25 protein-coding genes are annotated in these 24,779 nt (G+C 67.3%); 12 read left to right on the forward strand and 13 right to left on the reverse strand.

Annotation, left to right across the window (positions count from 1 at the left end; all coding sequences use genetic code 11):
• Nucleotides 1-36 precede the first annotated feature (36 nt).
• A complete protein-coding gene (gene trxB / locus RIF65_RS13475) occupies nt 37-1,011 on the forward strand; it encodes a thioredoxin-disulfide reductase (protein WP_309065988.1) in 975 nt (324 codons plus the stop codon).
• 62 nt (nt 1,012-1,073) lie between these two features.
• The gene (trxA, locus tag RIF65_RS13480) at nt 1,074-1,397 is read left to right on the forward strand and encodes a thioredoxin (protein ID WP_309065987.1); all 324 of its coding nucleotides are present in this window, start codon (nt 1,074-1,076) and stop codon (nt 1,395-1,397) included.
• Nucleotides 1,398-1,462: 65 nt separating this feature from the next.
• Here the strand turns inward: trxA and RIF65_RS13485 are convergent, their stop codons facing one another.
• Genes RIF65_RS13485 through RIF65_RS13500 form a run of 4 tightly spaced genes read right to left on the reverse strand, consistent with a single transcriptional unit; the run spans nt 1,463 to nt 4,864 of the window.
• Complete coding sequence (locus RIF65_RS13485; protein ID WP_309065986.1) at nt 1,463-1,786, reverse strand: tryptophan synthase subunit alpha; 324 nt, start codon at nt 1,784-1,786, stop codon at nt 1,463-1,465.
• A gap of 58 nt (nt 1,787-1,844) precedes the next feature.
• Complete coding sequence (locus RIF65_RS13490) at nt 1,845-2,933, reverse strand: LacI family DNA-binding transcriptional regulator (protein WP_309065985.1); 1,089 nt, start codon at nt 2,931-2,933, stop codon at nt 1,845-1,847.
• Nucleotides 2,934-2,956: 23 nt separating this feature from the next.
• Nucleotides 2,957-3,850, reverse strand: coding sequence for a PfkB family carbohydrate kinase (locus tag RIF65_RS13495; RefSeq protein ID WP_309065984.1), 894 nt, complete (start codon nt 3,848-3,850; stop codon nt 2,957-2,959).
• A gap of 12 nt (nt 3,851-3,862) precedes the next feature.
• Complete coding sequence (locus RIF65_RS13500; protein WP_309065983.1) at nt 3,863-4,864, reverse strand: SIS domain-containing protein; 1,002 nt, start codon at nt 4,862-4,864, stop codon at nt 3,863-3,865.
• A gap of 270 nt (nt 4,865-5,134) precedes the next feature.
• Between RIF65_RS13500 and RIF65_RS13505 the strand changes: the two genes are divergently transcribed.
• From RIF65_RS13505 to RIF65_RS13520, 4 genes are read left to right on the forward strand one after another with little or no spacing between them, the layout of a single operon-like run.
• Nucleotides 5,135-6,454 (forward strand): ABC transporter substrate-binding protein, encoded by a 1,320-nt coding sequence (locus RIF65_RS13505; protein ID WP_309065982.1) that lies wholly within the window; start codon nt 5,135-5,137, stop codon nt 6,452-6,454.
• Nucleotides 6,423-7,436 (forward strand): carbohydrate ABC transporter permease, encoded by a 1,014-nt coding sequence (locus RIF65_RS13510; protein WP_309082718.1) that lies wholly within the window; start codon nt 6,423-6,425, stop codon nt 7,434-7,436. The genes RIF65_RS13505 and RIF65_RS13510 overlap by 32 nt, the downstream gene beginning before the upstream one ends.
• On the forward strand, nt 7,436-8,269 hold the full coding sequence (locus RIF65_RS13515; RefSeq protein ID WP_309065980.1) for a carbohydrate ABC transporter permease: 834 nt from the start codon (nt 7,436-7,438) through the stop codon (nt 8,267-8,269). The genes RIF65_RS13510 and RIF65_RS13515 overlap by 1 nt, the downstream gene beginning before the upstream one ends.
• Nucleotides 8,266-9,120, forward strand: a complete 855-nt coding sequence (locus tag RIF65_RS13520; RefSeq protein ID WP_309065979.1) for a TIM barrel protein — start codon at nt 8,266-8,268, stop codon at nt 9,118-9,120. Before RIF65_RS13515 ends, RIF65_RS13520 begins: the two co-directional genes overlap by 4 nt.
• Here RIF65_RS13520 and RIF65_RS13525 read toward each other — a convergent pair.
• The 3 genes from RIF65_RS13525 to RIF65_RS13535 form a co-directional block, all read right to left on the reverse strand.
• Nucleotides 9,101-10,561 (reverse strand): sugar porter family MFS transporter, encoded by a 1,461-nt coding sequence (locus tag RIF65_RS13525; protein WP_309065978.1) that lies wholly within the window; start codon nt 10,559-10,561, stop codon nt 9,101-9,103. The two genes, RIF65_RS13520 and RIF65_RS13525, sit on opposite strands and share 20 nt — an antisense overlap.
• Before the next feature lie 124 nt (nt 10,562-10,685).
• A complete protein-coding gene (locus tag RIF65_RS13530; protein WP_309065977.1) occupies nt 10,686-11,690 on the reverse strand; it encodes a ParB/RepB/Spo0J family partition protein in 1,005 nt (334 codons plus the stop codon).
• The gene (locus RIF65_RS13535) at nt 11,690-12,622 is read right to left on the reverse strand and encodes a ParA family protein (protein WP_309065976.1); all 933 of its coding nucleotides are present in this window, start codon (nt 12,620-12,622) and stop codon (nt 11,690-11,692) included. The genes RIF65_RS13530 and RIF65_RS13535 overlap by 1 nt, the downstream gene beginning before the upstream one ends.
• A 746-nt stretch (nt 12,623-13,368) precedes the next feature.
• On the opposite strand from RIF65_RS13535, the gene RIF65_RS13540 reads away from it, so the two are divergent.
• Nucleotides 13,369-13,677: a GIY-YIG nuclease family protein gene (locus RIF65_RS13540; RefSeq protein WP_309065975.1), complete on the forward strand. Its 309-nt coding sequence runs from the start codon at nt 13,369-13,371 to the stop codon at nt 13,675-13,677.
• A gap of 263 nt (nt 13,678-13,940) precedes the next feature.
• Here RIF65_RS13540 and rsmG read toward each other — a convergent pair whose 3' ends face one another.
• The 6 genes from rsmG to rpmH all read right to left on the reverse strand — a co-directional run bounded on the left by rsmG (nt 13,941) and on the right by rpmH (nt 17,113).
• The gene (gene rsmG, locus RIF65_RS13545; RefSeq protein WP_309065974.1) at nt 13,941-14,576 is read right to left on the reverse strand and encodes a 16S rRNA (guanine(527)-N(7))-methyltransferase RsmG; all 636 of its coding nucleotides are present in this window, start codon (nt 14,574-14,576) and stop codon (nt 13,941-13,943) included.
• Nucleotides 14,577-14,712: 136 nt separating this feature from the next.
• Nucleotides 14,713-15,201 carry a Jag family protein gene (locus RIF65_RS13550; protein ID WP_309065973.1) on the reverse strand — a complete coding sequence of 163 codons (489 nt, stop codon included), beginning with the start codon at nt 15,199-15,201 and terminating at the stop codon, nt 14,713-14,715.
• Entirely contained in the window at nt 15,198-16,268 is a 1,071-nt protein-coding gene (gene yidC / locus RIF65_RS13555; protein ID WP_309065972.1) for a membrane protein insertase YidC, read from the reverse strand. The genes RIF65_RS13550 and yidC overlap by 4 nt, the downstream gene beginning before the upstream one ends.
• A gap of 3 nt (nt 16,269-16,271) precedes the next feature.
• Entirely contained in the window at nt 16,272-16,622 is a 351-nt protein-coding gene (yidD, locus tag RIF65_RS13560) for a membrane protein insertion efficiency factor YidD (protein ID WP_309065971.1), read from the reverse strand.
• Nucleotides 16,619-16,969 carry a ribonuclease P protein component gene (rnpA, locus tag RIF65_RS13565; protein WP_309065970.1) on the reverse strand — a complete coding sequence of 117 codons (351 nt, stop codon included), beginning with the start codon at nt 16,967-16,969 and terminating at the stop codon, nt 16,619-16,621. The genes yidD and rnpA overlap by 4 nt, the downstream gene beginning before the upstream one ends.
• Before the next feature lie 6 nt (nt 16,970-16,975).
• Nucleotides 16,976-17,113, reverse strand: a complete 138-nt coding sequence (rpmH, locus tag RIF65_RS13570; RefSeq protein ID WP_022879826.1) for a 50S ribosomal protein L34 — start codon at nt 17,111-17,113, stop codon at nt 16,976-16,978.
• 343 nt (nt 17,114-17,456) lie between these two features.
• Between rpmH and dnaA the strand changes: the two genes are divergently transcribed.
• The 5 genes from dnaA to gyrB all read left to right on the forward strand — a co-directional run bounded on the left by dnaA (nt 17,457) and on the right by gyrB (nt 24,582).
• Nucleotides 17,457-18,848 (forward strand): chromosomal replication initiator protein DnaA, encoded by a 1,392-nt coding sequence (gene dnaA / locus RIF65_RS13575; RefSeq protein ID WP_309065969.1) that lies wholly within the window; start codon nt 17,457-17,459, stop codon nt 18,846-18,848.
• Nucleotides 18,849-19,238: 390 nt separating this feature from the next.
• Complete coding sequence (dnaN, locus tag RIF65_RS13580; RefSeq protein ID WP_309065968.1) at nt 19,239-20,381, forward strand: DNA polymerase III subunit beta; 1,143 nt, start codon at nt 19,239-19,241, stop codon at nt 20,379-20,381.
• A gap of 307 nt (nt 20,382-20,688) precedes the next feature.
• Nucleotides 20,689-21,903 (forward strand): DNA replication/repair protein RecF, encoded by a 1,215-nt coding sequence (gene recF / locus RIF65_RS13585; RefSeq protein WP_309065967.1) that lies wholly within the window; start codon nt 20,689-20,691, stop codon nt 21,901-21,903.
• The gene (locus RIF65_RS13590) at nt 21,900-22,385 is read left to right on the forward strand and encodes a DUF721 domain-containing protein (protein ID WP_309065966.1); all 486 of its coding nucleotides are present in this window, start codon (nt 21,900-21,902) and stop codon (nt 22,383-22,385) included. The genes recF and RIF65_RS13590 overlap by 4 nt, the downstream gene beginning before the upstream one ends.
• Nucleotides 22,386-22,503: 118 nt before the next feature.
• Nucleotides 22,504-24,582: a DNA topoisomerase (ATP-hydrolyzing) subunit B gene (gene gyrB / locus RIF65_RS13595; RefSeq protein ID WP_309065965.1), complete on the forward strand. Its 2,079-nt coding sequence runs from the start codon at nt 22,504-22,506 to the stop codon at nt 24,580-24,582.
• The last annotated feature ends 197 nt before the right edge of the window (nt 24,583-24,779 follow it).

Consider the following 24,779-nt stretch of genomic DNA (forward strand, 5'->3'; position numbering starts at 1 on the left):
GCAGCCGCGCGTTCCGCTGCACCAGAGGGAGAAGAAATGCGCCAGGTCATCATCATCGGCTCCGGTCCCGCCGGATTCAGCGCCGCCATCTACGCGGCGCGCGCGAACCTGAAGCCGCTGCTGGTCGCCAGCACGGTCGAGGTCGGCGGCGAGTTGATGAACACGACCGAGGTGGAGAACTTCCCCGGCTTCCCGGAGGGCATCCAGGGGCCGGAGCTGATGGCGAAGCTGCAGGAGCAGGCCGAGAAGTTCGGCACCGAGGTGCTGTACGACGACGTCACCGCGCTCGAGGTCAGCGGCCCCGTCAAGAAGGTCACGCTCGGCAGCGGCGCCACGCACGAGGCATCCACCCTCATCTACGCCACCGGCTCGGCGTACCGCAAGCTGGGCGTCGAGGGCGAGGAGCGCCTGTCGGGCTACGGGGTGTCGTGGTGCGCCACCTGCGACGGGTTCTTCTTCCGCGAGAAGACGATCGCCGTCGTCGGCGGCGGCGACTCGGCGATGGAGGAGGCGACCTTCCTCACGCGCTTCGCCTCGAAGGTGTACGTGATCCACCGCAAGGACACCCTGCGCGCGTCCAAGATCATGCAGGAGCGTGCCTTCGCGAACGAGAAGATCGAGTTCCTGTGGAACAGCGAGGTCGAGGAGGTGCTGGGCGGCGACTCCGTCACCGGCGTCCGCCTGCGCTCGACCACGGACGGCTCGACGCGTGAGCTGGAGCTCGACGGACTGTTCGTCGCGATCGGCAACGACCCGCGCACCCACCTGGTGCACGACAAGCTCGAGCTGACGCCGGAGGGCACCATCTGGGTCGACGGCCGCTCCTCGCGCACCTCGGTGCCGGGCGTGTTCGCCGCCGGCGACGTGATCGATCCCACCTACCGGCAGGCCGCGACCGCCGCGGGATCCGGTGTGGTCGCCGCCCTCGACGCCGAGCACTTCCTCGCCGACCTCGAGGATGGCTCCGTCGAGCAGCCCGCCGCCGAGGCGGCCGAGATCATCGTCGGCTGACGCCGGGGAACACTTTCCGCGCGACCGGTGTTCTTACCGGTGCCACCGAACAAGGAGAATCCATGACTGCCAAGGCAACCACCCAGGCCACCTGGGAGCAGGACGTGCTCCAGGCGGAGGGTCCGGTTCTGGTCGACTTCTGGGCCGCCTGGTGCGGACCGTGCCGTATGGTCGCGCCGGTGCTCGACGAGATCCAGGCCGAGCACCCCGACAAGATCACGATCCTCAAGCTCAACGTCGACGAGAACCCCGAGCTGGCGATGAAGTACCAGATCACGTCGATCCCGGCGATGAAGGTGTTCCAGGGCGGTGAGGTCAAGACGACGATCATCGGCGCCAAGCCGAAGTTCGCCCTCGAGCAGGACCTCGCGCCGTACATCGGCTGAGTTTTTTGGGCCCCAGCCCGAAGCCCGTCACCGTCCGCGGTGGCGGGCTTCGTCGTTTCCGCCGGTCAGGCGACCGTCGGATCCCAGCGGCGATGCCCGTGCTCGCCCAGCAGACCCCACACGGCGTTCGTCAACTCCGGGTACTCCAGGGCGATCTGACGCAGCACGCGGTAGTGGCGGGCGGCGTTCGGTCGCACGCCGTCGTTGGCGGCGATGTTGTCGGCGCGCAGCAGGTACACCACGAGCTCGTCGACGCTCGGCAGGTCTTCCATGAAATCCCACGGATCCTCACCGCCGCGCAGGCGCTCCTGGACGAGCACCGCGAGTTCGTCGGTCGCCTCGGCCCGCAGCACTTCGAGGCTGGCGCGGCGCGAGACGGAGTCGGACATGGATCAAGCCTAAACGTGCTCGGGAACCGGGGCGCGATCCGCCCCGAAAGGCCCCCGGTCAGCGGGAGGCCGGCGGCGCGACGGACGCCCGCTCGATGAACCGCGTCTCGAGGGTGTGCAGCCCGCCGGGGGCCTGGTGCCCTTCGATCGCCGCGAACAGCACTTCGGCCGCGCGCGTGCCAAGTGCCTGCATCGGCTGCTCGATCATGGTCAGCGGCGGCTCCATGACCGCCGCCCACGAACTGTCGTCGAATCCGATCAGCGACACGTCGGTGGCGACACGCAGCCCGGCCTCGCGCATCGCCCACAGCGACCCGGTCAGGGCGTCGGTCTCGGTGCAGAACAGCGCGGTGGGCGGGTCGGGCTGGGCGAGCATCTTCGCCACCTCGGTGCGGGCGCGGTCTTCGGTCTTCGGCCCGACCATGATGAGGTCTGCGTCGAACACGATGCCCTCGTCGTCGAGGGCGTCGAGGTATCCCTGCAGTCGCTCCCCGTCGGTCCACAGGTTCCGTGCGGCGAGTTCCACCATCTCGCGGCGCCGGCGCGGTCGCTCCTCGACGGGCGGGCCCCACACGAAGCCGATCCGGCGATGGCCCTCGGCGATGAGCCGCTCGACCGCGTCGCGCGCGGCGGCCCGGTTGTCGATGACGACGGCGTCGATCTCCAGCCCCGGCACGGCGCGGTCGACCAGCACCACCGGGATGCCGTGCGCCCGTGCCTGCTCGAGGTGCGCAGCCGATGCGATGTCGAGGGCGGTGGACGCGACGATGATGCCGTCCACGCGCTTGTCGATGAGCACGTTCGTCGCGGCCACCTCCTCTGCCAGCTCCTCGTAGGTGCTGATCACGAGGGTGTCGAAGCCGCGTGCCCGTGAGGCGTCGGAGATGCCACGGACGACGCCGCCGAAGAACGGGTTGGCGATGTCGGCGACGATCACGCCGATGGTGTGGGTCACGCCGGTCGACATGCTGCGCGCGAGCGCGTTGGCACGGTAGCCGATGCGCTCCGCGGCGGCGAGCACCCGCGCCTTCACCTCAGGGCTGACGTACCCGTAGCCGCCCAAGGTGCGCGCCGCCGTCGAGCGGCCCACGCCCGCCTCGGCGGCGACCTCCGAGATCGTGGGGGGAGCGGAGCGCTCGGATGTCATCGCTCTCGCCCCCTTCCACGTGCTCACCACATGTTAGCCGCGACGGGATCACCGCTCGGCCTGCCCCGCTCGAAGGCCCCCTCGACGAAGCACTGCTGGTGTGCGGCATCCGCACCCGCCACCAGCGCGCGCTGAAGTGCGTCGGCGGGCGGGATGCTGTCGCGCCGCCAGCCCTCGCCGTGCAGCGCGACCAGGAAGCCGGCCAGGAACGCGTCCCCGCACCCCATTGTGTCGACCAGTCCCCCGCCGTCGGGGATGACTCGCGCCGGTGCGGAGCAGCGCACGCGACCGTCGGTGACAAGTGCGCCGTCGGTGCCGCGGGTCCCCAGCGCCAGCCCGGCGCCGCGCGAGATCGCCTCATCCAGCAGCGCGAAGGACGCGTCCTCATCCAGCCCGGCGCACGAGAACAGCACGAGGTCCGCGTAAGGGGCGGTCCTGTCCAGGTAATCCGGTGCGCGGAATTCGTCCTCGCTGGACAGGTCGTAGCTGACCAGCACCTCGTGTTTGCGCAGCCGCGGCAGCTGCGACTCCGTGCGGGAGTAGACGCTGGAGTGCACCAGGTCGAACCCGGCGGCGTACTCCTCGCGGCCGTCGTCGAGGTCGATCGGCTCGCGAACGGTGACGCCACCGCCGTTCCAGCCGACGAAGACGCGGTCGCCGTCGACGACCCGCAGGGAGGAGACTCCCGACTCCCCCCTGCGGATCACGCTGCGCGGCGTCGGCACGCCGGCATCCTCGATCGACGCTCGCAGGAACGCGCCCCGCTCGTCGTCACCGAAGACGCCGAGGTACTCGGCGTGCGCGCCGAGGCGGCGCGCGTACACCGCGACGTTGACGGCGTTGCCCCCCGGATACTCGAGCGCGCGATCCAGGAAGCGGTCGACGATGTTGTCACCGAAACCCAGTACACGCATCATCGGTCTCCTCGCTCAGTACGCCATCACGCGGTAGTAGCGGCGCAGGTCGAGCGAGTGGTCGCGCACGCGCTCGAGGTGCTTGCTGACCCGGCCCATCACCGTGTCCAGCACGATCGGCGCGATCAGGGCACGGTTCTCGGGGCTGAAGCCCTCGAGGGCGTAGTCGCGGGTGTCGAAGACCGACACGTCGTTGGAGACGCGCTTGGCGAACGCCTCGGCGCGGTCGGTGAGCGGCCGGGTGCTGTCCTCGCCTTGGAAGATGATGACCGAGGTGTCCTCCTCGAGCAGCTCGAGCGAGCCGTGGAAGAACTCGGCGCTGTGCACGCGGGTGGTGCGCAGCCACTGCATCTCCTCGAGGATGCACATCGAGTACAGGTAGGTGAACGCCCACAGGGGCCCGCCGCCGATGAGGAAGTGGTAATCGGTGTCCTTGTGCGCCTCGGCGAAGGCCGCGGCGGCTGGCTCGGCCTGCTGTGCGGCGGCGACCAGCGCGTCGGGCAGGTGCACGAGCTCGTCGGCGAGCGAGGTGTAGCCGTCGAACTCGCCGCGGCGCTCCAGGATCCGCCCGACCAGCAGCAGCAGCTGCATGTCGAACGGCCAGGTCTTCGGCTCGGAGATCAGGGCGTGGTCGACGCCCAGGGCGATCGGGGAGTCGCCGTAACCGGTGAAGGCGATCGTGGTCGCGCCCTTCTCGCGGACGTACTCGATGGCACGGATGACGTCCTCGGTGGTGCCGCTGACGGAGGTGAACACGGCGGCGGTGCGCTCACCCAGCAGGGCGTCGCCGGCGACCACGAGCTCCGCGGCGATGGCGGCCCGGATCGGCATCGTCGAGCGCTCGCGGGCGAGCAGCTCGTACGGCCACATCTGCGCGTAGGTGCCGCCGGCGCCGATGAGCAGGACGTTGTCGATGCCCTTCGCGAGCAGGTCGTCGACGAGCTGCTCGATCTGCGGGCGGAGGGCGACGGCGCTGGCCGTCTGAGTTCGGAATGCGGTCTCGTCGAAGCCGAGCATCATTGATCCTTTCGCGAGGGGCGGGTGCGCCCTGTCAGAGGTGTGGTACCGGTACCAGGTCGGGATCATGCTGACACACACCGGCGAATCCGTCAATCACATCGCGGAATCACGCGGCTCCATCAAGGTCAGCTCGGCTGTTACAGAATCCGAGTGGTACCGGTACCAGAATTTGTACTACACTCGCCGCCAAGGCATGCACCGACAATCCAACGGCGGATCGGTGGCCGCACCCGCGGCAGGCGGACCGCCCCCTCAGAGAGGCAGACCATGCGCACCACACGCATCCTCGCGATCGCCGCGACCGCCGCGGCGACCGCTCTCACGCTCGCCGGCTGTGCCGGCAGCGCCCCTCAGCCTGCGGCGAACGTCGCAGACGAGCCCGTCCACGAGGGCAAGCTCTCGATCCTGACGAAGTTCGCCGGCGAGCCGCTGGAGAGCTACTTCGCGGATCTGGCGAAGGCCTACGAGGCCGAGCACCCCGAGGTCGAGATCGAGCTGATCCAGGAGACGGATCAGTCCATCAAGGACAAGACCAAGACCCTCACCGCCTCCCAGGCGCTGCCGGACATCTACTTCACGTGGACCGGCAACTGGGCCGAGAACTTCGTCAACGGCGGCCTCGCCGCCGACCTCACCGAGGTGATCGCCCCCGGCACCGAGTGGGGCGACCGGTTCGGCGAGGCGTCGCTGGAGGCGTTCCAGTACGACGGCAAGTACTACGGCATCCCGCTGTACAACAACGGCAAGTTCATGGGCTACAGCAAGTCCGCGTTCGCGAAGGCGGGCGTCGAGGTGCCCACCTCGTTCGAGGGCCTGATCGAGGCGTGCGGTCCGCTGCGCGCGGCCGGGTACGAGCCGATCGCGTTCGGCAACAAGGACGGCTGGCCGGCGCTGCACTACCTGCAGCAGCTGTTCGCCTACAACGTGCCCTCCGACGTGCTGAAGGCCGACTTCGATCCCGAGATGGCGGAGTGGACGCACGAAGGCTACGTCCGCGCGCTCGAGCAGTTCAAGACCCTGGTCGACGAGTGCACCGACACCGGCAAGGGCACGAACGGCGTGCTGTACACCACCGCGCAGGAGGCCCTGGCCGGTGGGCGCGCGGCGATGTACTACCAGGAGGTGCTCGAGTTCGACACCGTCACGGCCGAGGGCTCGAAGCTGTCCGTCGACGACTTCGGCCTCTTCCCACTGCCGGTTCCGGAGGGCGCCGAGGGCGACCCGGATGCCATCGAGGGCTCCCCCGAGGGCTACCTGATCAACGCGAAGTCGCCGCAGGCCGCCCTGGCCGTCGACTTCATGAAGTTCGTCACCGAGCCCGAGAACGCCAAGACCCTGTCCTCCCCGCCCTACGGCCAGCCCAGCGCCGTCGACGGAGGTGTGACCGAGGAGACCTCGAGCAAGGCCGTGTTCGAGGGGATCACCAAGGTGAACGAGGCGTCGCAGCTGGTCGTCTGGCTGGACACGGTCACCGTGCCCGAGGTCGCCGACGCGTGGCTGGCCGGCGGCGAGGCGCTGATCAGCGGCAGCGCCACCCCTGAAGAGGTGCTCGAGAGTGTTCGCGCAGCGAACGACGACGCCAAGTGACGTCGAGTCGGGGGCCGGCTTCCGCCGGCCCCCGACGGTCACCGAGACGATCCTCACGGCCGAGCGGCGCGACCGCCCGCCGGTGCGGAGGCCCGAGAGTGGCCGGCTGAAGCGCATCGCCGGCCTCGCCTGGGTGCTGCCCGCACTCGTCGTGCTCGGGGTGTTCGTCTACCTGCCGCTGGTGCAGAACCTGGCGTTCTCCACCCAGGAGTGGGACATCTACTCGGGAGCGTCCGAGTTCGTCGGCCTGGAGAACTACGAGAAGCTCGTCGGCGACCCGGTGTTCTGGACCGCGCTGGGCAACAACGTGCTGTACGCGCTGCTCTCCATCGTGTTCCAGGTCGCCGGCGCACTGGTGCTCGCCGCCATGATCGAGAGCCTCCGCGGGATCCGCTGGCGCAAGATCCTGCGCGCGATCTACTTCGTGCCCTCCGCCATCTCGCTCACCGTCGCCGGTCTGCTGTTCTACTTCATCTACGAGCCCCGGCTCGGGATGCTGAACCACCTGCTCGACGGCATCGGCCTGGGCGCGCTCGCGCAGCCGTGGCTGGGACAGGAGTCGACGGCCATGGTCGCGATCATCGCGATGAGCCAGTGGCAGGGCTTCGGCTATTCCACCCTGCTGTTCGCCGTGGCCATCCAGCGCATCCCGTCCGAGCTGTACGAGGCGGCCGCCCTCGACGGCATCGGACCGATCAGGCGCTTCTTCCACGTCACCGTCCCGCTGGTGCGCGAGATGACGGGGCTCATGGTCATCGTCACCATCTCCGGCGCGTTCCAGGTGTTCAACGAGGTCATGGTGATGACCAGCGGCGGGCCCAACAACTCGACGCAGGTGCTCGCCACCTGGCTGTACCGCAGCGGCTTCGTACGCAACGACTTCGGGTACGCCGCGGCGATCGCGACCGTCATCTTCGTGGTGACCCTCGCCATCGCGCTCGGTCAGCTCTGGTACACGCGCCGCAGAAGGGTGGAGTTCTGATGACCCGCACCGGATTCCTGGGCGCCGTGGGGCGCCTGTTCGTCTGGTCGTTCCTGCTCGCACTCGTCGTGGTGGTGGTCTACCCGCTGCTGTGGATGGTGATGAACGGGTTCAAGTCGAACGCCGAGCTGTTCGGCAACCCGTTCGCACTTCCCGTGCAGTGGGACTGGCAGAACTACGCCGACGCGTGGAATCGCGGCGTGAGCGACTACCTCACGGCCAGCATCCTGGTCACCGTCACGTCGACCATCGCGACGGTGTTCATCAGCGCGTGGGCCGCGTACGGCCTCACCCGGGTGCGGATGCCGTTCGGCCGCGTCATGTCCGGGCTGATCCTGGGCGGACTGATGCTGGCCCCTGCGGTCGCGCTCGTCCCGCTGGTGCGGATGTTCCAGGCGATGGGGCTGTACAACACGTTCTGGGCACTGCTCATCCTGTACACCGCGTTCCGCATCCCGTTCACGACGTTCCTCATCCGGGCGTACATGATCGACCTCCCGCGCGAGGTCGACGAGGCGGCGGAGGTCGACGGCGCGAGCCGATGGACGACGTTCTGGCGCATCACGATGCCCATGTGCAAGCCGATCATCATCTCGACGATCATCCTGCACGTGCTTTTCGCGTGGAACGAGTACCTGTTCGCCATGGTGTTCACCAGCGGCACGAGCGTACAGACCCTGCCGGTCGGACTGACCAGCCTCATGAGCAAGCACGGCACCGACTACCCGGTCGTGTTCGCCGGCATGGTCGTCGCGGCTCTTCCGGTGATCGTGCTGTTCTTCGCCAGCCAGCGCTACTTCATTAAGGGACTCTCGGAGGGGATCGGCAAGTGACCGCCGCACTCGTCGACCGGGTCACCGGCTCGAACTTCTCCTACCAGCACCTGCCGCTCGAGCGCTGCTTCGACGACATGGCCGCGCTCGGGCGGACCGAGTTCGAGCTGTGGGGTGTCGCCCCGCACGCGCACGTGCCGTGGTTGACGGATGCCGACGCCCGTGGCATCCGTCATGCCGCCGCCGCGCGCGGCCTGCGCATCGCGTGTTTCACGCCGGAGCAGGTGGCGTATCCGGTCAACATCGCCTCTCCCTCGCCACGATTGCGGGACGAGAGCGTGGCGATGTTCCGCCGGGCCGCCGAGATCGCCGTCGAGCTCGGCGCCGGCATCCTGTTCCTCACCGCCGGCCGGGGTGGGGAGGACGAGCCGAGGGATGCCGGATGGGCGCGCGCCGTCGATGCGCTGGGAGCGATCGCTGAGCGCGCGGCCGAGCTGGGTCTGGAGTGCGTGCTCGAGCCGCTGCAACGGATCGAGTCGAACCTGGTGACGACGGCCGCCGATGCGGAGCGGATGCTGGCGGATGTCGGCGCCCCGAATCTCGGTGTCGCGCTCGACACGGTCGCGGCCGCTGTGGCGGGTGACACGGTCGCCGACTACTTCACGCGGCTCGGCGACCGGGTGCGGCACGTGCATCTCATCGACGGCGAACCCGCCGGACACCTGGCGTGGGGCGACGGCGAGCTGCCTCTGGTGGACATCGTGGCCGCGCTCGACCGGCACGGGTACGCCGGACTGGCCACGGTCGAGCTGTTCGGCGACGGCACCTACGCGTGGAATCCGCGTCCGGCGCTGGAACGGTCGCTGGCGGCGATCGCTCAGGCGTGCGACGTCAGTGCCCGGCGGGGATGATCACCGACTCGGTCATGTCCTCGAGCGCCTTGCCCTTCGTCTCGCGCACGAACTTCCACACGAACAGCAGGGAGAGCAGCGCGAAGGTGGCGTACAGGCCGTAGGCGAGGCCGAGTGAGAGATCCTTCAGGCCGGGGAACGACACGGTGATCACCCAGTTCGCGACCCACTGACCGCCGGCCGCGAGCGACAGAGCGGCCGCGCGCATGCGGTTCGGGAACATCTCGCCGAGCAGCACCCAGACGACGGGCCCCCACGACATGCCGAAGGCGATGACGAACAGGTTCGCGGCGATCAGCGCGATCGGTCCTGCGGCACCCTCCAGCACGGGCGCACCGCCGACGACAGGGGCGGTCCCGAAGATGAACGCCATGGTCGCGAGGGTCACGGTCATCCCCGTCGACCCGATGATCAGCAGCGGCTTGCGGCCGAACTTGTCCACGGTGGCGATGGCGATCAGGGTGGTCAGGATGTTGATCGTCGCGCTGATCACCGTGATCACGAACGCCTGAGACTCGTCGAAGCCGACGGCCTCCCAGAGGATGTTGGAGTAGTAGAAGATCACGTTGATGCCGACGAACTGCTGGAAGATCGACAGCAGCAGACCCACCCAGACGATGCCGGCGACCCGGCCACTGGGCGACTTCAGGTCGCGCCACGACGGGGCGGTCGAGCGCTCCATGGTCTCGCGGATGCGGATGATCGTGGTTTCGATCTTCTCGGGTCCGAGCAGGCGGGAGAGCACCTCCCGTGCCTCCTCCACCCGATGCGTGGCGACGAGGTAGCGGGGGGATTCCGGGATCGTCAGCGCCAGGCCGCCGTAGATCACGGCGGGGACGGCCATGGCCAGGAACATCCACTGCCAGGCATCCAGCCCGAACCAGAACGGCTCGCTGGAGCCGCCGGCGCCGAGGGCGAAGAGGAAGTCGACGAGCAGCGAGATGAAGATGCCGGTGACGATGGCGAGCTGCTGCAGGGAGCCGAGGCGTCCGCGGATTCTCGCGGGCGCGATCTCGGCGATGTAGGCGGGGGCGATGACGGATGCCATGCCGACGCCGACCCCGCCGATCACACGCCCGACGACGAGCACCCAGAGCTCCGGCGCGAAGCCGGTGACGATCGCGGAGATCAGGAACAGCACCGCCGCGACCTTCATGACCGCGAGGCGACCCATGCGATCGGCGACACGCCCGGCGACCAGCGCGCCCGCCGCCGCGCCGAGCAGCGCGGAGGCCACGGCGAAGCCGAGGGAGACGGAGTCGGCGTTGAACTCTCGTTCCACGGCGGCGACCGCGCCGTTGATCACCGCACTGTCGTAGCCGAAGAGGAACCCGCCGAGCGCCGCGACGATCGCGATCCGGACGACGCCCGCGCTGTGGCCGTCATCGCCGTCATCGAAGACGGATTCCTCCTCGAGGGGAGCCCCGCCATGTGCTGCCATGATCCGCCTCCGTTCTCGTCGCCGTCGACTGCGGCGACGTCGCCGTGTTCCCCCGATTGCACACCCGCGGAGGGTGTCGGGGCAAGCACGAATCGCCGTCGGGACGAGATTCGGATGCCGTGCGTCAGCGAGAGCCGTACTCCTCCTCACCGATCTCGGCGAGGATCCGGTTCAGATCCTGGATCGACGCGAAATCGATCTTGAGCTGGCCTTTTCGCGCACCTAGGCTGATCTGCACACGCGTGTTGAGGCGGTCGCCGAGCTTGGTGGACACCTCGTCGAGGTAGGCCCGACGCGCTCCCGGCGTCGGCTTCGGCGTACGCCCTGGGGCGGTCGGCAGCGCCTTGGCGGCCTGCTCGGTGGCGCGTACGCTGAGGTCCTCGTTCACGACCTTGTCGGCGAGTTGCTGCATCCGCTCGGGGTCCTCGACCGAGAGGATCGCGCGTGCATGACCGGCGGACAGGACGCCGGCGGCGACGCGCTGCTGCACGGGGACGGGAAGACGGAGCAGGCGGATGGTGTTGCTGATCTGCGGCCGGGACCGCCCGATGCGGCTGGCGAGTTCCTCCTGGGTGATGCCGAAGTCCTCGAGCAGCTGCTGGTAGGCGGACGCTTCTTCGAGCGGGTTCAGCTGCGAACGGTGCAGGTTCTCGAGCAGCGCGTCGCGCAGCAGGTCCTCGTCGGCCGTCTCACGCAGGATGGCGGGGATCGACTCGAGACCCGCCTCGCGGGCGGCGCGGGTGCGCCGCTCCCCCATGATCAACTCGTAGTCGCCATCGGCGTTCTTGCGCACGACGACGGGCTGGAGGACGCCGAACTCCTTGACGCTGTGCACGAGCTCGGCGAGATGATCCTCGTCGAAGTGGGTGCGCGGCTGGCGCGGGTTGGGGACGATCTGCTTCGGGTCGACCTGAATGAGGCGGATGCCGGGGACAGCGGCGAGCTCCCCCTCATCCGGGGTGGGCGCCGATTCCGGCGCCGGCGCCGCATCGGCCGCAGGGGCCGTCGGGGCGGCATCCTGCTTCTGCTTCGAAGCGCCGGGGAAGAAGACGTCCACCGGACGCTCGGCCTGGTCCGCCGTCGGGATGAGGGCGCCGATCCCCCGGCCGAGACCCGTACGTTTGGCCATCATTTCTCCTTGTCCTGCGCGGTTGCCTGCCCGCGCTGTGCGATCTCCACAGCGGCCTCGCGGTATGCGATGGCGCCGGCCGACGTGCCGTCGTACGCGATGACGGTCTGCCCGAAGCTGGGAGCTTCGGAGACGCGCACGGATCGCGGAATGACGGTGTTCAGGACCTGCTGCGGGAAGTGGTTGCGCACCTCGTCGGCGACCTGCTGCGCGAGACGGGTTCGTCCGTCGTACATCGTCAACAGGATCGTGGAGAGGTGCAGTTCGGGGTTGAGGTGCTTCTGGATCATCTGGATGCTGCCGAGCAGCTGGCTCAGTCCCTCAAGCGCGTAGTACTCGCACTGGATGGGGATCAGCACCTCGGATGCCGCAGTGAACGCGTTGATGGTCAGCAGACCCAGCGAGGGCGGACAGTCGATGATCACGACGTCGATCGGACGCTCGGCCAGGTAGGACTCAAGTGCGCGGCGGAGTCGGAACTCCCGTGCGACCTGGGAGACGAGCTCGATCTCAGCGCCGGCCAGGTGGATGGTGCTGGGCGCGCAGAACAGATTCGGCGACTCCGGGCTCTGCTGGACGATGCTCGCAAACGGGGAGTCATCGATGAGCACGTCGTAAACGCTGGGAGTGTCGGCGGAGTGCGCGACGCCCAGGGCGGTGGACGCGTTTCCCTGCGGGTCGAGGTCGACCACGAGGACCTGCGCGCCGAGTTGGGCCAAGGCGGATGCCAGATTGACCGCTGTGGTGGTCTTACCCACACCGCCCTTCTGGTTCGACACTGTGAAGACGCGAGTCTCGCCCGTGAATGAGACGGTGACCTTCTCGAGCGCCCTGCGGCGCGAGGACAGATCGGCCAGTTCCCGCGCGAGCGGGGTGTCCATCCCGAAGTCGTTGTTCGGCGATGCCTTTTCGGGTTGTTTCACGTGAAACATCCACTCCTTCCGGGACCGCCTTCCACTCTAACCGAGCCCACCGACTCCCCCGTCCCGCACCCTTCCCCCACCGTTGAGCGAGGCGCACCCCGCTGAGCCAGCACCCCTTCCTTCCGGTCGTTGAGGCGCAAAGCCCCGAGACGAAACGCCTTTCCTCCCGGTCGTTGAGCGGGGGCAACGCCCCGAGACGAAACACCTTCCCTTCCGGTCGTTGAGCGAGGCGCGAAGCCCCGAGACGAAACGCCCCTCCTTCCGGCCGTTGAGCGAGACGCGAAGCCCCGAGACGAAACGCCCCTCCTTCCGGCCGTTGAGCGAGGGGCAGAGCCCCGAGACGAAACGCCACTGTTTCACGTGAAACGCCGCCGCACGCCCCCTCACGTGTTCGTCGTTTCGTCTCGCTCCGCTCGCTCAACGACCACCACGCCCCTCGGTCGTTGAGCCCCGGGGCGAAACGACGATGTTTCACGTGAAACCGCGTAGTCCACTCGCTAGATCGTCGTTTCGTCTCGCTCCGCTCGCTCAACGACCGCTACGCCCCTCGGTCGTTGAGCGAGCGGCAGAGCCCCGAGACGAAACGCCACTGTTTCACGTGAAACGCCGCCGCACGCCCCCTCACGTGTTCGTCGTTTCGTCTCGCTCGCTCAACCACCGCCACATCCCTCGGTCATCGAGCCCCGAGACGAAAAACGCGCGCGTTTCACGTGAAACACAACGGTAGTGTCCGAGGCCCTCCCTACAGTTCCCGCATGATCGGCTACACCTACATCCTGCGTTGCTCCGACGGCACCTTCTACGTCGGCAGCACCAACGACCTCGCCCGCCGGATCGAGACCCACGCACAGGGCCTCGGCAGCGAGTACACCTCAACTCGACTGCCTGTAGAACTGGTCTGGTTCGAGGAGTTCTCTCGCGTCGACGAGGCATTCCGCTGGGAGAAGCGCATCCAGGGATGGAGCCATGCGAAACGTCAGGAGTTCATCAACGGAGGCCTTGACGCCGTCAAAGGCTGGAGCGCCCGCGAGCGGGCACAGCGGAAGGCTGCTGCAGATCGTTGAGTCACGACCGCGCCACGAGACGAACGGTGTGAGGCGCCGCGTTTCGTTTCGTCGCTACGCTCTTCGCTCAACGACCGGGTTTGACTCCATCTCAATGATCCGCGGTGCAATGTTTCACGTGAAACGCAGCCGCGTTTCGTCTCGTCGCTACGCTCCTCGCTCAACGACCAAGTTGACCTTTGCGTTTTTTCTCGCCACTTCGCCCGCCCGCGCCGAAGGACCGTATCGCGATGTTTCACGTGAAACGCGGCAACGCGCCTGGCTCAGCGACCGGGGATACGGACGCGGGCGCGAACCACACGGGTGGTCTCGCTGAGCAGGCCCTCCCCGAGGACCTCGACGGTGACGTCGGTCACCTTGAACTTCTTCAGCACCTTCTGCGCGGCCTCGATCTCGGTGGGCACGTTATGGCCCTTGAGGAGGATCAGCTCACCGGCATCCTTCACCAGCGGCGCGGTGATCGGAATGAGCGTCCGCATCGCACTCACCGCGCGTGCCGTCACCACGTCGAACTCGAGTCCGACGTCTTCCGCGCGCGCCCGCATGACAGTGACGTTGTCCAATCCCAGCGCGTCGACCTGCTCATTGAGCCAGCTGACGCGACGGTCCATCGGCTCGATCAGGGTGAACCGTACATCGGGGCGTGCAATCGCCAACACCAGACCGGGCAGACCGGCACCCGATCCCACATCCGCCACCGAGCCGTGGAACAACCGAGCCGCGATCGCCGAGTTGAGGATGTGTCGCGTCCAGAGCCGCGGGAGCTCCAGCGGACCGATCAGCCCCCGCAGTTCGCCTTCCGCGGCGAGGGATGCAGTGTACTGGCGCGCCACGTCGAGACGGTCGCCGAACACCTGAGCCGCGACGGCGGGTTCGAGTTCAACGGGGGAGTCTGACATGGGTTCCTCCGAGTATTGGACCGTTTCGTCTCGCTGCGCTCGCTCAACGACCGGGGAGTGGCGCTCGCTGCACGACCGGGGAGTGGCGCTCGCTGCACGACCGGAAGCCGATCACGGCCGCTTCACGTGAAACATCTCAGTGGCGAGAGATCACCGTGTGGCGATCAGCGCCTTCACCGTAGGACTCGGACACCAGTCCACGCTCGGAGACGATGTCGTGGACGAGCTTGCGCTCGTAGCTGGACATCGCCGGCAGCGAAGCCTGCGAAGCGCCCTCGTCGAGCTTGGCGACGGCCGCGTTCACGAGCGCCTCCAACTGGCGACGACGGGTGTCGCGCGACCCGCCGATGTCCAGGATCAGTCGAGAGAACGACCCGGTCTTGCTCTGCACCGCCAGGCGCGTGAGCTCCTGCAGGGCCTGCACGGTGTCGGGCGCCGACAGCACCGACAGGCCGTCGCCGTCGGCTTCGACCGAGACATAGGCGCGACCCTGTCGCACATCCAGTGTCAGATCCCCGTCGATGTCAGCGATGTCCAGCAGCTCCTCGATGAAGTCCGCCGCGATGTCGCCCTCGCGCTCCAGGTCTTCCACCGATGGCTCGGTCCGCACGTTGTCAACGCTCACGCGCCGCTCCCCTTCTTCTTCGCCCGCTTCTTGCCGATGGGCTGCTCACGCTTCGGCGCCGTCGCCTTCGCGCGCTCCGCCTCTTCCAGCTTGCGGCGCTGCTCTTCCTCATACACCGAGATCGGCACGACCTTGCCCTCGGAGTTGATGGCCTTCCCCTTGCGAGCCAGGCGCTCCTCGCGGGCCTTGGCGGCCTCGGAACCGGGGGTCGGCATCTCGCGGATGACGAGGAACTGCTGCCCCATGGTCCACAGGTTGGAGATGAACCAGTAGATGACGACGCCGAGCGGGAAGAACACACCCGAGAAGATGAAGCCCAGCGGCAGCACGTAGAGCATGATCTTCTGCATCTGGTACGCCTGGCCGGTCTTGGCCTCGGGGGACAGGTTCTTCGAGATGATCTGCAGCTGGGTGATGAACTGCGACACGATCATCAGCACGACCAGCACGGCGAGGATCGTGATCGCCAGGGCGTTCTGGTTCTCCCATGCCACGCTGAGGGTCTCGTGCAACGAGACGCTGCCGAACAGCTTCGCGTCGTAGAACTCGCGGGTCAGCTCGTTGTTGAGCAGGCCGACGCCGCTGAAGTCGGGGTTGTCGCGGATCTTCTGGACATCCACCAGCACGCTGTACAGCGAGAAGAAGATCGGCATCTGCACGAGCAGCGGAAGGCAGCTGGACATCGGCGTCGTGCCGTGCTTCTTGTACAGCGCCATCGTCTCGCGGCTCATCGCCTCTCGAGAGAGCTGATCGCGCTTGCCCTTGTACTTCTCCTGAACTTTTCGCAGCTCAGGAGCGATTTCCATCATCTTCCGCTGGCTCTTGATCTGCTTCACGAACAGCGGGAACACCGCGGCACGCACCACGATCACCAGACCGACGATCGACAGCACCCAGGTGATGCCGGCAGCTGCCGGCATGCCCATCAGCGTCAGCAGAGCGTGCCACGCGACGAGGATCAGCTCCACGACCCACTTGAGCGGCCACAGGATCAGGCCGAACAGGTCGAAGCCGCCGCCGGACGGGGCAGGTGTTGAGGTGCTTGCGAGCAGAAGGTCAAGACCCACTGTTCAGTCCTTTCGAGCAGGTACGACGAACCCGCGGGGGGTCAGGTCGTATCGGAAGTGAGCGTGCGGACGGACGTCGTCGACGCCGCCTTTGCTCCACGGGTTGCATCGCAGAACGCGCCAGGCCGAGAGCACCGCTCCCCGCACAGCACCATGCTGCTGAACCGCCCCTACAGCGTACGCCGAGCAGGACGGGTAATACCTGCACACGTCCCCGTACAGCGGGGAGATCACGGCGCGATAGGCGACGAGGAACGCCAAGACGGCGTTGCGGGGGAGCAGCGGGATGCTGCGGGGCAGATCCTTCGCCCGGATGCCGGCGGCGCCGAACGCATACGACGGCAGCGCGCTCATGAACGGTCCGGCCCGGGCGCGAGCCGATTCAGGCAGCGGGCCACATCGGCGCGCAGCTGCGCGAAATCGGCGGCCGCAGACGCAGGAAGGGCACGGATGACGACATCCGTGCCCTGAGGAACCGTGTCACGGAACTCCGCGCAGACCGCCTTGAGGCGACGGCGAACGGTGTTGCGAACCACAGCGGTTCCTACCTGCTTGCTGATGATGAACCCGAACCGGGGTGCCCGATCATCCGTCGTGGTCAGCAGTGAGGTGACCAGACGGGCGCCGCCGCACCGCTGTCCGCGTCGGACCACCTGTCGGTAGTCGTCGCCGCGGGTGAGACGGTTCGGCCGCGCGAGCACAGGGGGTTACGCCGAGAGTTCGGTGCGACCCTTCGCACGGCGTGCCGACAGGATGGCGCGGCCGGCGCGGGTGCGCATGCGAGCACGGAAACCGTGCTTCTTGGCGCGACGACGGTTGTTGGGCTGGAAGGTGCGCTTGCTCATGGAATCACTCCGGAAATGGTTGTCACCGGGGCTGTTTCATCCGGAGACAGGGGGTATCTGCCAAAAGGCATAAGTCAACCGATTAAGGGTACGACCTGGTTCGGCGCAGGGCAAATCCGCCGCCCGATGCCTCGACGCACCGGCGACTTGCGCACAGCCATTATCCACAACTGTGGAGACGAGACGTCATCGCGACACACCCGCGTCGTTCCGCGGGCGGCTTGCCGAACTCCCCGGTGGTGACTACCGTGGCATCGGACGTTATCCACAGGGGAAAGCCGCTCGCCGCGCGCGACCTTTCCACAGGGCGCCACCCACCCCCGAACACCACAGCCGGAGCACCATGACCTCTGAAGCCCAGCCCGACGTGCCGATCTGGTCGACGGTGCTGGAGCGCCTCTCCGCGGACGAGCGCGTCACTCCTCAGCTGCACGGGTTCATCAGCCTGGTCGTGCCCGCCGGCGTGATGGGCGGAGTCCTGTATCTCGACGTGCCCAACGACCTCACCGCGGCGCAGATCAACAAGCGTCTCCGCCTTCCCCTCATGGAGGCGCTCTCCACCATCGGAGACGAGGTCACCTCGTACCGCACGGTCGTGAACCACGAACTCGCCGACCAGCCGATCGCCCCGATCTCGGTCCCCGACTTCGCCTCGGAACCCGCCCGTGTCGAGTCGCCTATGGAGCAGCAGTCCGCACCGGTGCGGCACGAGTCGCGCCTGAACCCGAAGTACACCTTCGACAACTTCGTCATCGGCCAGTCCAACCGCTTCGCGCACGCCGCAGCCGTCGCCGTAGCCGAGGCGCCGGCCAAGGCGTACAACCCGCTGTTCATCTACGGCGACTCCGGTCTGGGAAAAACGCACCTGTTGCACGCGATCGGTGACTACGCGCAGTCGCTGTACGCCGGTGTCAAGGTGCGCTACGTCTCGAGCGAGGAGTTCACGAACGACTTCATCAACTCGATCGCCAACAACCGGGGCGCCGCATTCCAGAGCCGGTACCGCGAAGTCGACATCCTGCTCATCGACGACATCCAGTTCCTGCAGGGTCGAGCCGAGACGCAGGAGGCGTTCTTCCACACCTTCAACCAGCTGCACGACCACAACAAGCAGGTCGTGATCACGAGCGACGTCGCACCCAAGCTGCTCACCGGATTCGAGGACCGGATGCGCAGCCGCTTCGAGTGGGGTCTGATCACCGACGTGCAGGCGCCCGACCTCGAGACGCGCATCGCGATCCTCCGCAAGAAGGCGCAGAGCGAATCACTGCACATCCCCGACGAGGTGCTCGAGTACATCGCGACGGTGGTCTCGTCCAACATCCGCGAACTCGAGGGCGCGCTGATCCGCGTCTCGGCGTTCGCCAGCCTGAACCGCTCCGCCCTGGACATCTCGCTCGCCCAGACCGTCCTGCGCGACATCGTCGACACCGCCGAAGACAACGTCGTCTCGCCGACCGACATCATCACGGCGACCGCGGCGTACTTCAAACTCACCGTCGACGACCTGTACGGCTCGAGCCGCTCGCAGCAGATCGCGACCGCCCGCCAGATCGCGATGTACCTCTGCCGGGAGCGCACCAGCCTGTCCCTTCCGAAGATCGGTCAGCTGTTCGGCAACCGCGACCACACCACGGTGATGTACGCCTACAAGAAGATCAGCGAGCTCATGAAGGAGCGGCGCTCGATCTACAACCAGGTGACCGAGATCACCACCCAGATCGGCCGTCGCTGACAGGGATCCGCCCGGTTTTCCGCATGGGTTGTGGATAACTTGTGGAAACTCCGCCTCGCGATGCCCTTCGGATGCCGGATGCTGTGGATAACTCCGCAGAGCAATGCGAAGGCGTGACACGCGTAAACCCGCGGATTCCTCAGGGATTCCACATCTGACACGCGTGTAGTTCCCTACAGCCGACTGATATCCACCGGGTTATCCACAGTATCCACAGCTGTTAACACCGTTAAGAGATCAATCTTCATGAAGGGCTCTCCGATGACCGGAAGGGATGTGGACGGAACGGAGCTCGGCGGGACTGGCGCCCTCGCCGCGTACCACTAGCATGGGAAAGCCTGCAGTGGGTGCACTGCGCTGCAGGGGGTGAACGACAACGAGGGAGCGCCCGTGAGGTTCCAGGTCAACCGCGATGTGTTCAGCGAGGCTGTGTCCTTCGTCGTGAAGCTGCTTCCGCAGCGCAATCCTCAGCCGATCCTCGCGGGAGTCCTGATCGAGGCATCCGATGAGGGACTCACTCTGTCGGCCTTCGACTACGAGGCGTCCGCACGCACCACGATCGAGGCCGCGGTCGAGACGCCGGGCACGATCCTGGTCCACGGCCGACTTCTCTCCGACATCGCCAGCCGTCTGCCGAACGCCCCCATCGAAGTCGCGGTCGAGGAGGACGGCGGCATCGCAGTCACCTGCGGCTCCGCTCGCTTCACTCTCGCGGCCATGCCTGTCGAGGAATATCCCTCGATCCCCGAGGTATCAGGCTCGACCGGCGTCGTGCCAGCGGAGGACTTCGGCACCGCGATCGCTCAGGTCGCCTTCGCCGCCTCCCGCGACGATGTCACCCCGGTGCTCACCGGCGTGCAGCTCGAGGTGTCCGGCACCAGCCTCAGCCTCGTCGCCACCGACCGCTACCGCGTCTCGCTGCGCGACGTCCCCTGGGACGGCCAGGCCGGCGAGCAGACCGCGCTCGTGCCGGCACGCACGCTGACCGAAGTCGGGAAGACCTTCGCGCACGCCGGGAACATCGAGGTCGCGTTCTCCGGAGCCGGCGACCGGGAGATCATCGCGTTCACCGCGGGCAACAAGACTGTGACGTCGCTGCTGATCAAGGGCAACTTCCCCCCGGTGCGCCGACTGTTCCCCGAGCAGACCGACCACTACGCGGTCGTGAACACCGCCGACCTCATCGAGGCCGTACGTCGTGTCTCGCTGGTGCTCGACCGTTCCGCGCCGCTGCGCTTCACCTTCGGCACCGACAGCGTCACGATGGACGCCTCCGGCAGCGAGCAGGCGCGCGCGTCCGAGTCGGTCGACGCGCATCTCAACGGCGGCGACGAGGTGACCCTCGGCCTCAACCCGCAGTACCTGCTCGAGGCGCTCGGTGCTGTGAAGAGCGAGTTCACTCGCGTGACGTTCACCTCGAGCGACAACGCGAACAAGCTCAGCCCTGTGCTGATCACCAGCCAGACCTCGGTCGACCAGGCCGGCTCCGACTCGTTCAAGTACCTGCTGCAGCCCAACCTGCTCCTCCGCTGACACGGCAGCCGGCGGCGCGGATGCCGGATACCCGGTGCGACCGGGAAGCGTCCGTTTCGTCTCGTCGCTGCGCTCCTCGCTCAACGACCGGGGCGGCGCGTCGCACCGAAACGTAAGGGCGGAGGGGATGTCATCGGAACGAGCATCGGGGTGCCGCGAAGCGGCGGGGCCCCGCTCTGCGAGTGAAGATGACGTCCCGCAGCCCGGGCTCACCGTCCGCCCGACACCATCGTTTCGTCTCGTCGCTTCGCTCCTCGCTCAACGGCCGGGGAGACCCAGCGTCCGACCCCGAAGGTAGGCTGAACCGGTGATTGTGGAGCACCTGAACCTGGTCGACTTCCGCAATTATGCGACCGCTGACCTCCGCCTCCATGCCGGTCCGAACGTCCTCGTCGGCCGCAACGGACAGGGCAAGACGAATCTGGCCGAGGCGATCGTGTTCCTCGCGACCTTGGGCTCGCATCGAGTGTCGTCCGACGCCCCGATGGTGCGCGACGGGCACGAGTTCGCCGTCATCCGAGCCCGCCTCGCCCACGGCCGGCGCAACGTGCTGGTCGAGGTGCAGCTGAACCGGCAGGGTTCGAACAAGGCGCGCATCAACGGATCCCCCGCGAAGACGAACGAACTCCCCCGTTATGCCCACGTCGTCCTGTTCGCTCCGGAGGACCTCCAGATCGTCCGCGGCGACCCGTCCTCCCGGCGCCGGTTCGCCGATCAGCTTCTCATCCAGCGCGCGCCACGCATGGCCGCCGTCATCGGTGACTACGAACGCGTTCTCCGCCAGCGAACCGCGCTGCTGAAATCGGCCCGCGCCCGTGGCATCCGCGGTGACGCGCTGTCGACCCTCGACATCTGGGACGACAAGCTCGTCGCCCTCGGATCCGAGATCATCCACGCGCGCCTGCGTCTGGCATCCGATCTGCAGCAGCCGCTCACCGATGCCTATTCCGCGATCGCCGGCGCCGATCACCGTCCGCAGCTGGAGTGGGCGCTCTCGGTGCGTGGCGGCGACCCCGAAGAGGGTGAAGCGGAGTCGCAGGATGCCAGGGGCGAGATCGAGGATCTGTTCCGCACCGCACTCGCCGAACGCCGGAGCAACGAGATCGAGCGCGGCCTCACCCTCGTCGGCCCGCATCGTGACGACCTGATCCTGCGCGTGCGCGACCTGCCGGTGAAGGGATACGCGTCGCACGGCGAATCGTGGTCGGTGGCGCTCGCGCTGCGCCTGGCATCCGCCGAACTGCTGCGTGCCGAGTCCCCGGCCGGCGACCCGGTGCTGATCCTTGACGATGTGTTCGCCGAGCTGGATGCCGACCGCCGCAAGCGACTGGCGAATCTGACCGCCGGCTACGAGCAGGTGCTCGTCACCGCCGCCGTCGAGGAGGACATCCCCGATGTGCTGCACCGGCACGTCGTGCGCATCCACGCGGGTACCATCACCGATGAGCGCCCTTCGACCGGCTCAGGGACGCAGGCCGCGCCGGGCTCGCCGAGCGACACCGACGAGGAGGATGCCGGATGACCGAGCCGCAGCCTCCCGAGACGGTCGCGACCTACCTGCGCCTGCGCGGCCTGAAGCCGAGCGCGAAGAACTGGAAGCGCAAACGCCGCCTCGCCGTCGACGACGACAACGCCCCGTTCACGCCGGGTCGAGACCCCGGCACCCTCGGCGATGTGCTGGCGAAGCTGACGAAGGATGCCGGTTGGGAGAAGACCCTCGCCGCCGAGGACCTGGTGCGGCAGTGGGCGGAGCTCGCCGGCGCCGACACCGCGAAGCACTCCGAACCGGTCTCGCTGGAGCGCGGCGTGCTGACCGTGAAGTGCGATTCCACGGCCTGGGCGAAGAACCTGCAGTTCATGCGCGGCGTGATCATGACCGAGATCTCCAACCGCTATCCGGATGCCGGAGTGCAGAACATCCGCTTCATCGGACCGGACGTCCCGTCCTGGAAATGGGGACCGCGCGTCGTCCCCGGACGCGGTCCACGGGACACCTACGGGTAGGGCACCACAGCCGACCCTTCACGCGCTCAGAACGCCATACACGGCGTCCTAGGCGATATCCGCGATGCGAAACCCGCTAGAATGAACGGGACCCCTTCGATGTGGAGAATCTCTTCTGATGACGCCTGAATCCCCCGCTGACGAGAACGACCCCTCGACGAACCCAGGGACCGAAGGCGGTGGAGCAGACGCACCCGAGACGCCCTCCCGCAAGGTGCAGGGCGACTACGGCGCCGACGCGATCCAGATCCTCGAGGGGCTCGAGGCGGTCCGCAAGCGTCCCGGTATGTACATCGGATCCACCGGTCCGCGCGGTCTGCACCACCTCGTGTACGAGATCGTCGACAACTCCGTCGACGAGGCCCTCGCCGGCTACTGCGACACGATCCTCGTGACGATCCTCGAGGACGGCGGCATCCGTGTCGTCGACAACGGCCGCGGCATCCCGGTCGATCCGCACTCGTCCGACCCGACCAAGTCCACCGTCGAGGTGGTGCTGACGATCCTGCACGCCGGCGGCAAGTTCGGCGGCGGGGGGTACGCGGTCTCGGGCGGTCTGCACGGCGTCGGCTCTTCGGTCGTGAACGCGCTGTCCACCCGGTTCGAGGTGGAGATCAAGCGTCAGGGGCACGTCTGGCGGCACAGCTTCGCCGACGGCGGCGTGCCCCAGCAGTCCCTGGAGAAGGGTGAGGAGACCGACGAGACCGGGACGACGATCACGTTCTGGCCTGACCCGGCGATCTTCACCGAGACCGTCGACTTCGACTACGACACCCTGCGGACCCGGTTCCAGCAGATGGCCTTCCTCAACAAGGGCCTGCGCATCGCGCTGCGCGACGAGCGACCCGACTCTGCGCTGGAGGTCGAGGTCGACGGCGCCCTCGAGCTGAAGCAGCCGGCGGACGACTACCTGTACGAGCGCGGTCTCGTCGACTACGTGGAGTACCTGAACCGGGTACGTCACGCCGAGGTGGTCAACGACGAGATCATCGCGTTCGAGTCCGAGGACACCGACCGCAAGATCTCCCTCGAGATCGCCATGCAGTGGACCACGTCGTACACCGAGAACGTCTTCACCTACGCGAACACGATCAACACGCACGAGGGCGGCACTCACGAGGAGGGCTTCCGTGCGGCGCTCACCAGCCTGGTGAACCGCTACGCGCGCGCAAACAACCTCCTCAAGGAGAAGGACGAGAACCTCTCCGGCGACGACGTCCGCGAGGGTCTCACCGCCGTCATCTCCATCAAGCTCGGTGAGCCGCAGTTCGAGGGCCAGACCAAGACGAAGCTCGGCAACACCGAGGCGAAGGCGTTCGTGCAGAAGGTGGTGAACGAGCAGCTCGGCGCCTGGTTCGACCGCAATCCGAACCAGGCGAAGAACATCATCCGCAAGGCGATCGACGCCGCCACCGCCCGACTCGCCGCTCGCAAGGCCCGCGAGACCGCGCGCCGTAAGAGCGTGTTCGAGTCGGCGGCGATGCCGGACAAGCTCAAGGACTGCACAAGCAAGGACCCGTCGATCAGTGAGATCTTCCTCGTCGAGGGCGACTCCGCCGGCGGCTCGGCGGTGCAGGGGCGCGACCCGCACACGCAAGCGATCCTGGCCCTGCGCGGCAAGATCCTGAACGTCGAGCGCGCGCGCCTCGACAAGGCCCTTGGCAACAAGGAAGTCCAGGCGATGATCCAGGCCTTCGGCACGGGCATCGGCGAGGAGTTCGACATCGAGAAGGCCCGCTATCACAAGATCGTGCTGATGGCGGATGCCGACGTCGACGGCCAGCACATCACGACGCTGCTTCTCACGCTGCTGTTCCGGTACATGCGCGGGCTGATCGAGGCCGGTTTCGTCTACCTCGCGATGCCGCCGCTGTACCGCCTGAAGTGGACGAACGCGCCGCACGAGTACGTGTACTCGGATGCCGAGCGCGACGCGCTGCTGCGAGACGGGCTCGCCAACGGCAAGCGGATCCCGAAGGATGCCGGCATCCAGCGCTACAAGGGTCTCGGCGAGATGAACGCCAAGGAGCTGTGGGAGACCACGATGGACCACACCACGCGGACCCTCCGCCAGGTGACCATCGACGACGCCGCCGCGGCGGACGAGATCTTCAGCGTGCTGATGGGCGAGGACGTCGAGTCGCGCCGGAGCTTCATCCAGCGCAACGCCAAGGACGTCCGCTTCCTCGACATCTAACCCCACACCGCTGATCGCGGTGACCACAACGACATACACAGAGGGCGGAGGATTCCTCTCCGAACGAGCATCGGGGTGGCGCGAAGCGCCCGGGCCCCCGCTCTGCGAGTGAGGAGAGGAATCCGGAGCCCGGCACATACGGAGAAGAAGCGGGCGTTTCGTCTCGCTTCGCTCGCTCAACGACCGGAGCCGAAGAC

This window comes from Microbacterium sp. (genome assembly GCF_031180975.1).
Taxonomy (GTDB): domain Bacteria; phylum Actinomycetota; class Actinomycetes; order Actinomycetales; family Microbacteriaceae; genus Microbacterium.

What these genes read in the sequence shown, in the direction of transcription:
- trxB (WP_309065988.1), top strand. Translation starts at nt 37, where the DNA reads ATGCGCCAGGTCATCATCATCGGCTCCGGTCCCGCCGGATTCAGCGCC.
- trxA (WP_309065987.1), top strand. Translation starts at nt 1,074, where the DNA reads ATGACTGCCAAGGCAACCACCCAGGCCACCTGGGAGCAGGACGTGCTC.
- RIF65_RS13485 (WP_309065986.1), bottom strand. Translation starts at nt 1,786, where the DNA reads ATGTCCGACTCCGTCTCGCGCCGCGCCAGCCTCGAAGTGCTGCGGGCC.
- RIF65_RS13490 (WP_309065985.1), bottom strand. Translation starts at nt 2,933, where the DNA reads ATGACATCCGAGCGCTCCGCTCCCCCCACGATCTCGGAGGTCGCCGCC.
- RIF65_RS13495 (WP_309065984.1), bottom strand. Translation starts at nt 3,850, where the DNA reads ATGATGCGTGTACTGGGTTTCGGTGACAACATCGTCGACCGCTTCCTG.
- RIF65_RS13500 (WP_309065983.1), bottom strand. Translation starts at nt 4,864, where the DNA reads ATGCTCGGCTTCGACGAGACCGCATTCCGAACTCAGACGGCCAGCGCC.
- RIF65_RS13505 (WP_309065982.1), top strand. Translation starts at nt 5,135, where the DNA reads ATGCGCACCACACGCATCCTCGCGATCGCCGCGACCGCCGCGGCGACC.
- RIF65_RS13515 (WP_309065980.1), top strand. Translation starts at nt 7,436, where the DNA reads ATGACCCGCACCGGATTCCTGGGCGCCGTGGGGCGCCTGTTCGTCTGG.
- RIF65_RS13525 (WP_309065978.1), bottom strand. Translation starts at nt 10,561, where the DNA reads ATGGCAGCACATGGCGGGGCTCCCCTCGAGGAGGAATCCGTCTTCGAT.
- RIF65_RS13530 (WP_309065977.1), bottom strand. Translation starts at nt 11,690, where the DNA reads ATGGCCAAACGTACGGGTCTCGGCCGGGGGATCGGCGCCCTCATCCCG.
- RIF65_RS13535 (WP_309065976.1), bottom strand. Translation starts at nt 12,622, where the DNA reads ATGTTTCACGTGAAACAACCCGAAAAGGCATCGCCGAACAACGACTTC.
- RIF65_RS13540 (WP_309065975.1), top strand. Translation starts at nt 13,369, where the DNA reads ATGATCGGCTACACCTACATCCTGCGTTGCTCCGACGGCACCTTCTAC.
- rsmG (WP_309065974.1), bottom strand. Translation starts at nt 14,576, where the DNA reads ATGTCAGACTCCCCCGTTGAACTCGAACCCGCCGTCGCGGCTCAGGTG.
- yidD (WP_309065971.1), bottom strand. Translation starts at nt 16,622, where the DNA reads ATGAGCGCGCTGCCGTCGTATGCGTTCGGCGCCGCCGGCATCCGGGCG.
- rpmH (WP_022879826.1), bottom strand. Translation starts at nt 17,113, where the DNA reads ATGAGCAAGCGCACCTTCCAGCCCAACAACCGTCGTCGCGCCAAGAAG.
- dnaA (WP_309065969.1), top strand. Translation starts at nt 17,457, where the DNA reads ATGACCTCTGAAGCCCAGCCCGACGTGCCGATCTGGTCGACGGTGCTG.
- RIF65_RS13590 (WP_309065966.1), top strand. Translation starts at nt 21,900, where the DNA reads ATGACCGAGCCGCAGCCTCCCGAGACGGTCGCGACCTACCTGCGCCTG.
- gyrB (WP_309065965.1), top strand. Translation starts at nt 22,504, where the DNA reads ATGACGCCTGAATCCCCCGCTGACGAGAACGACCCCTCGACGAACCCA.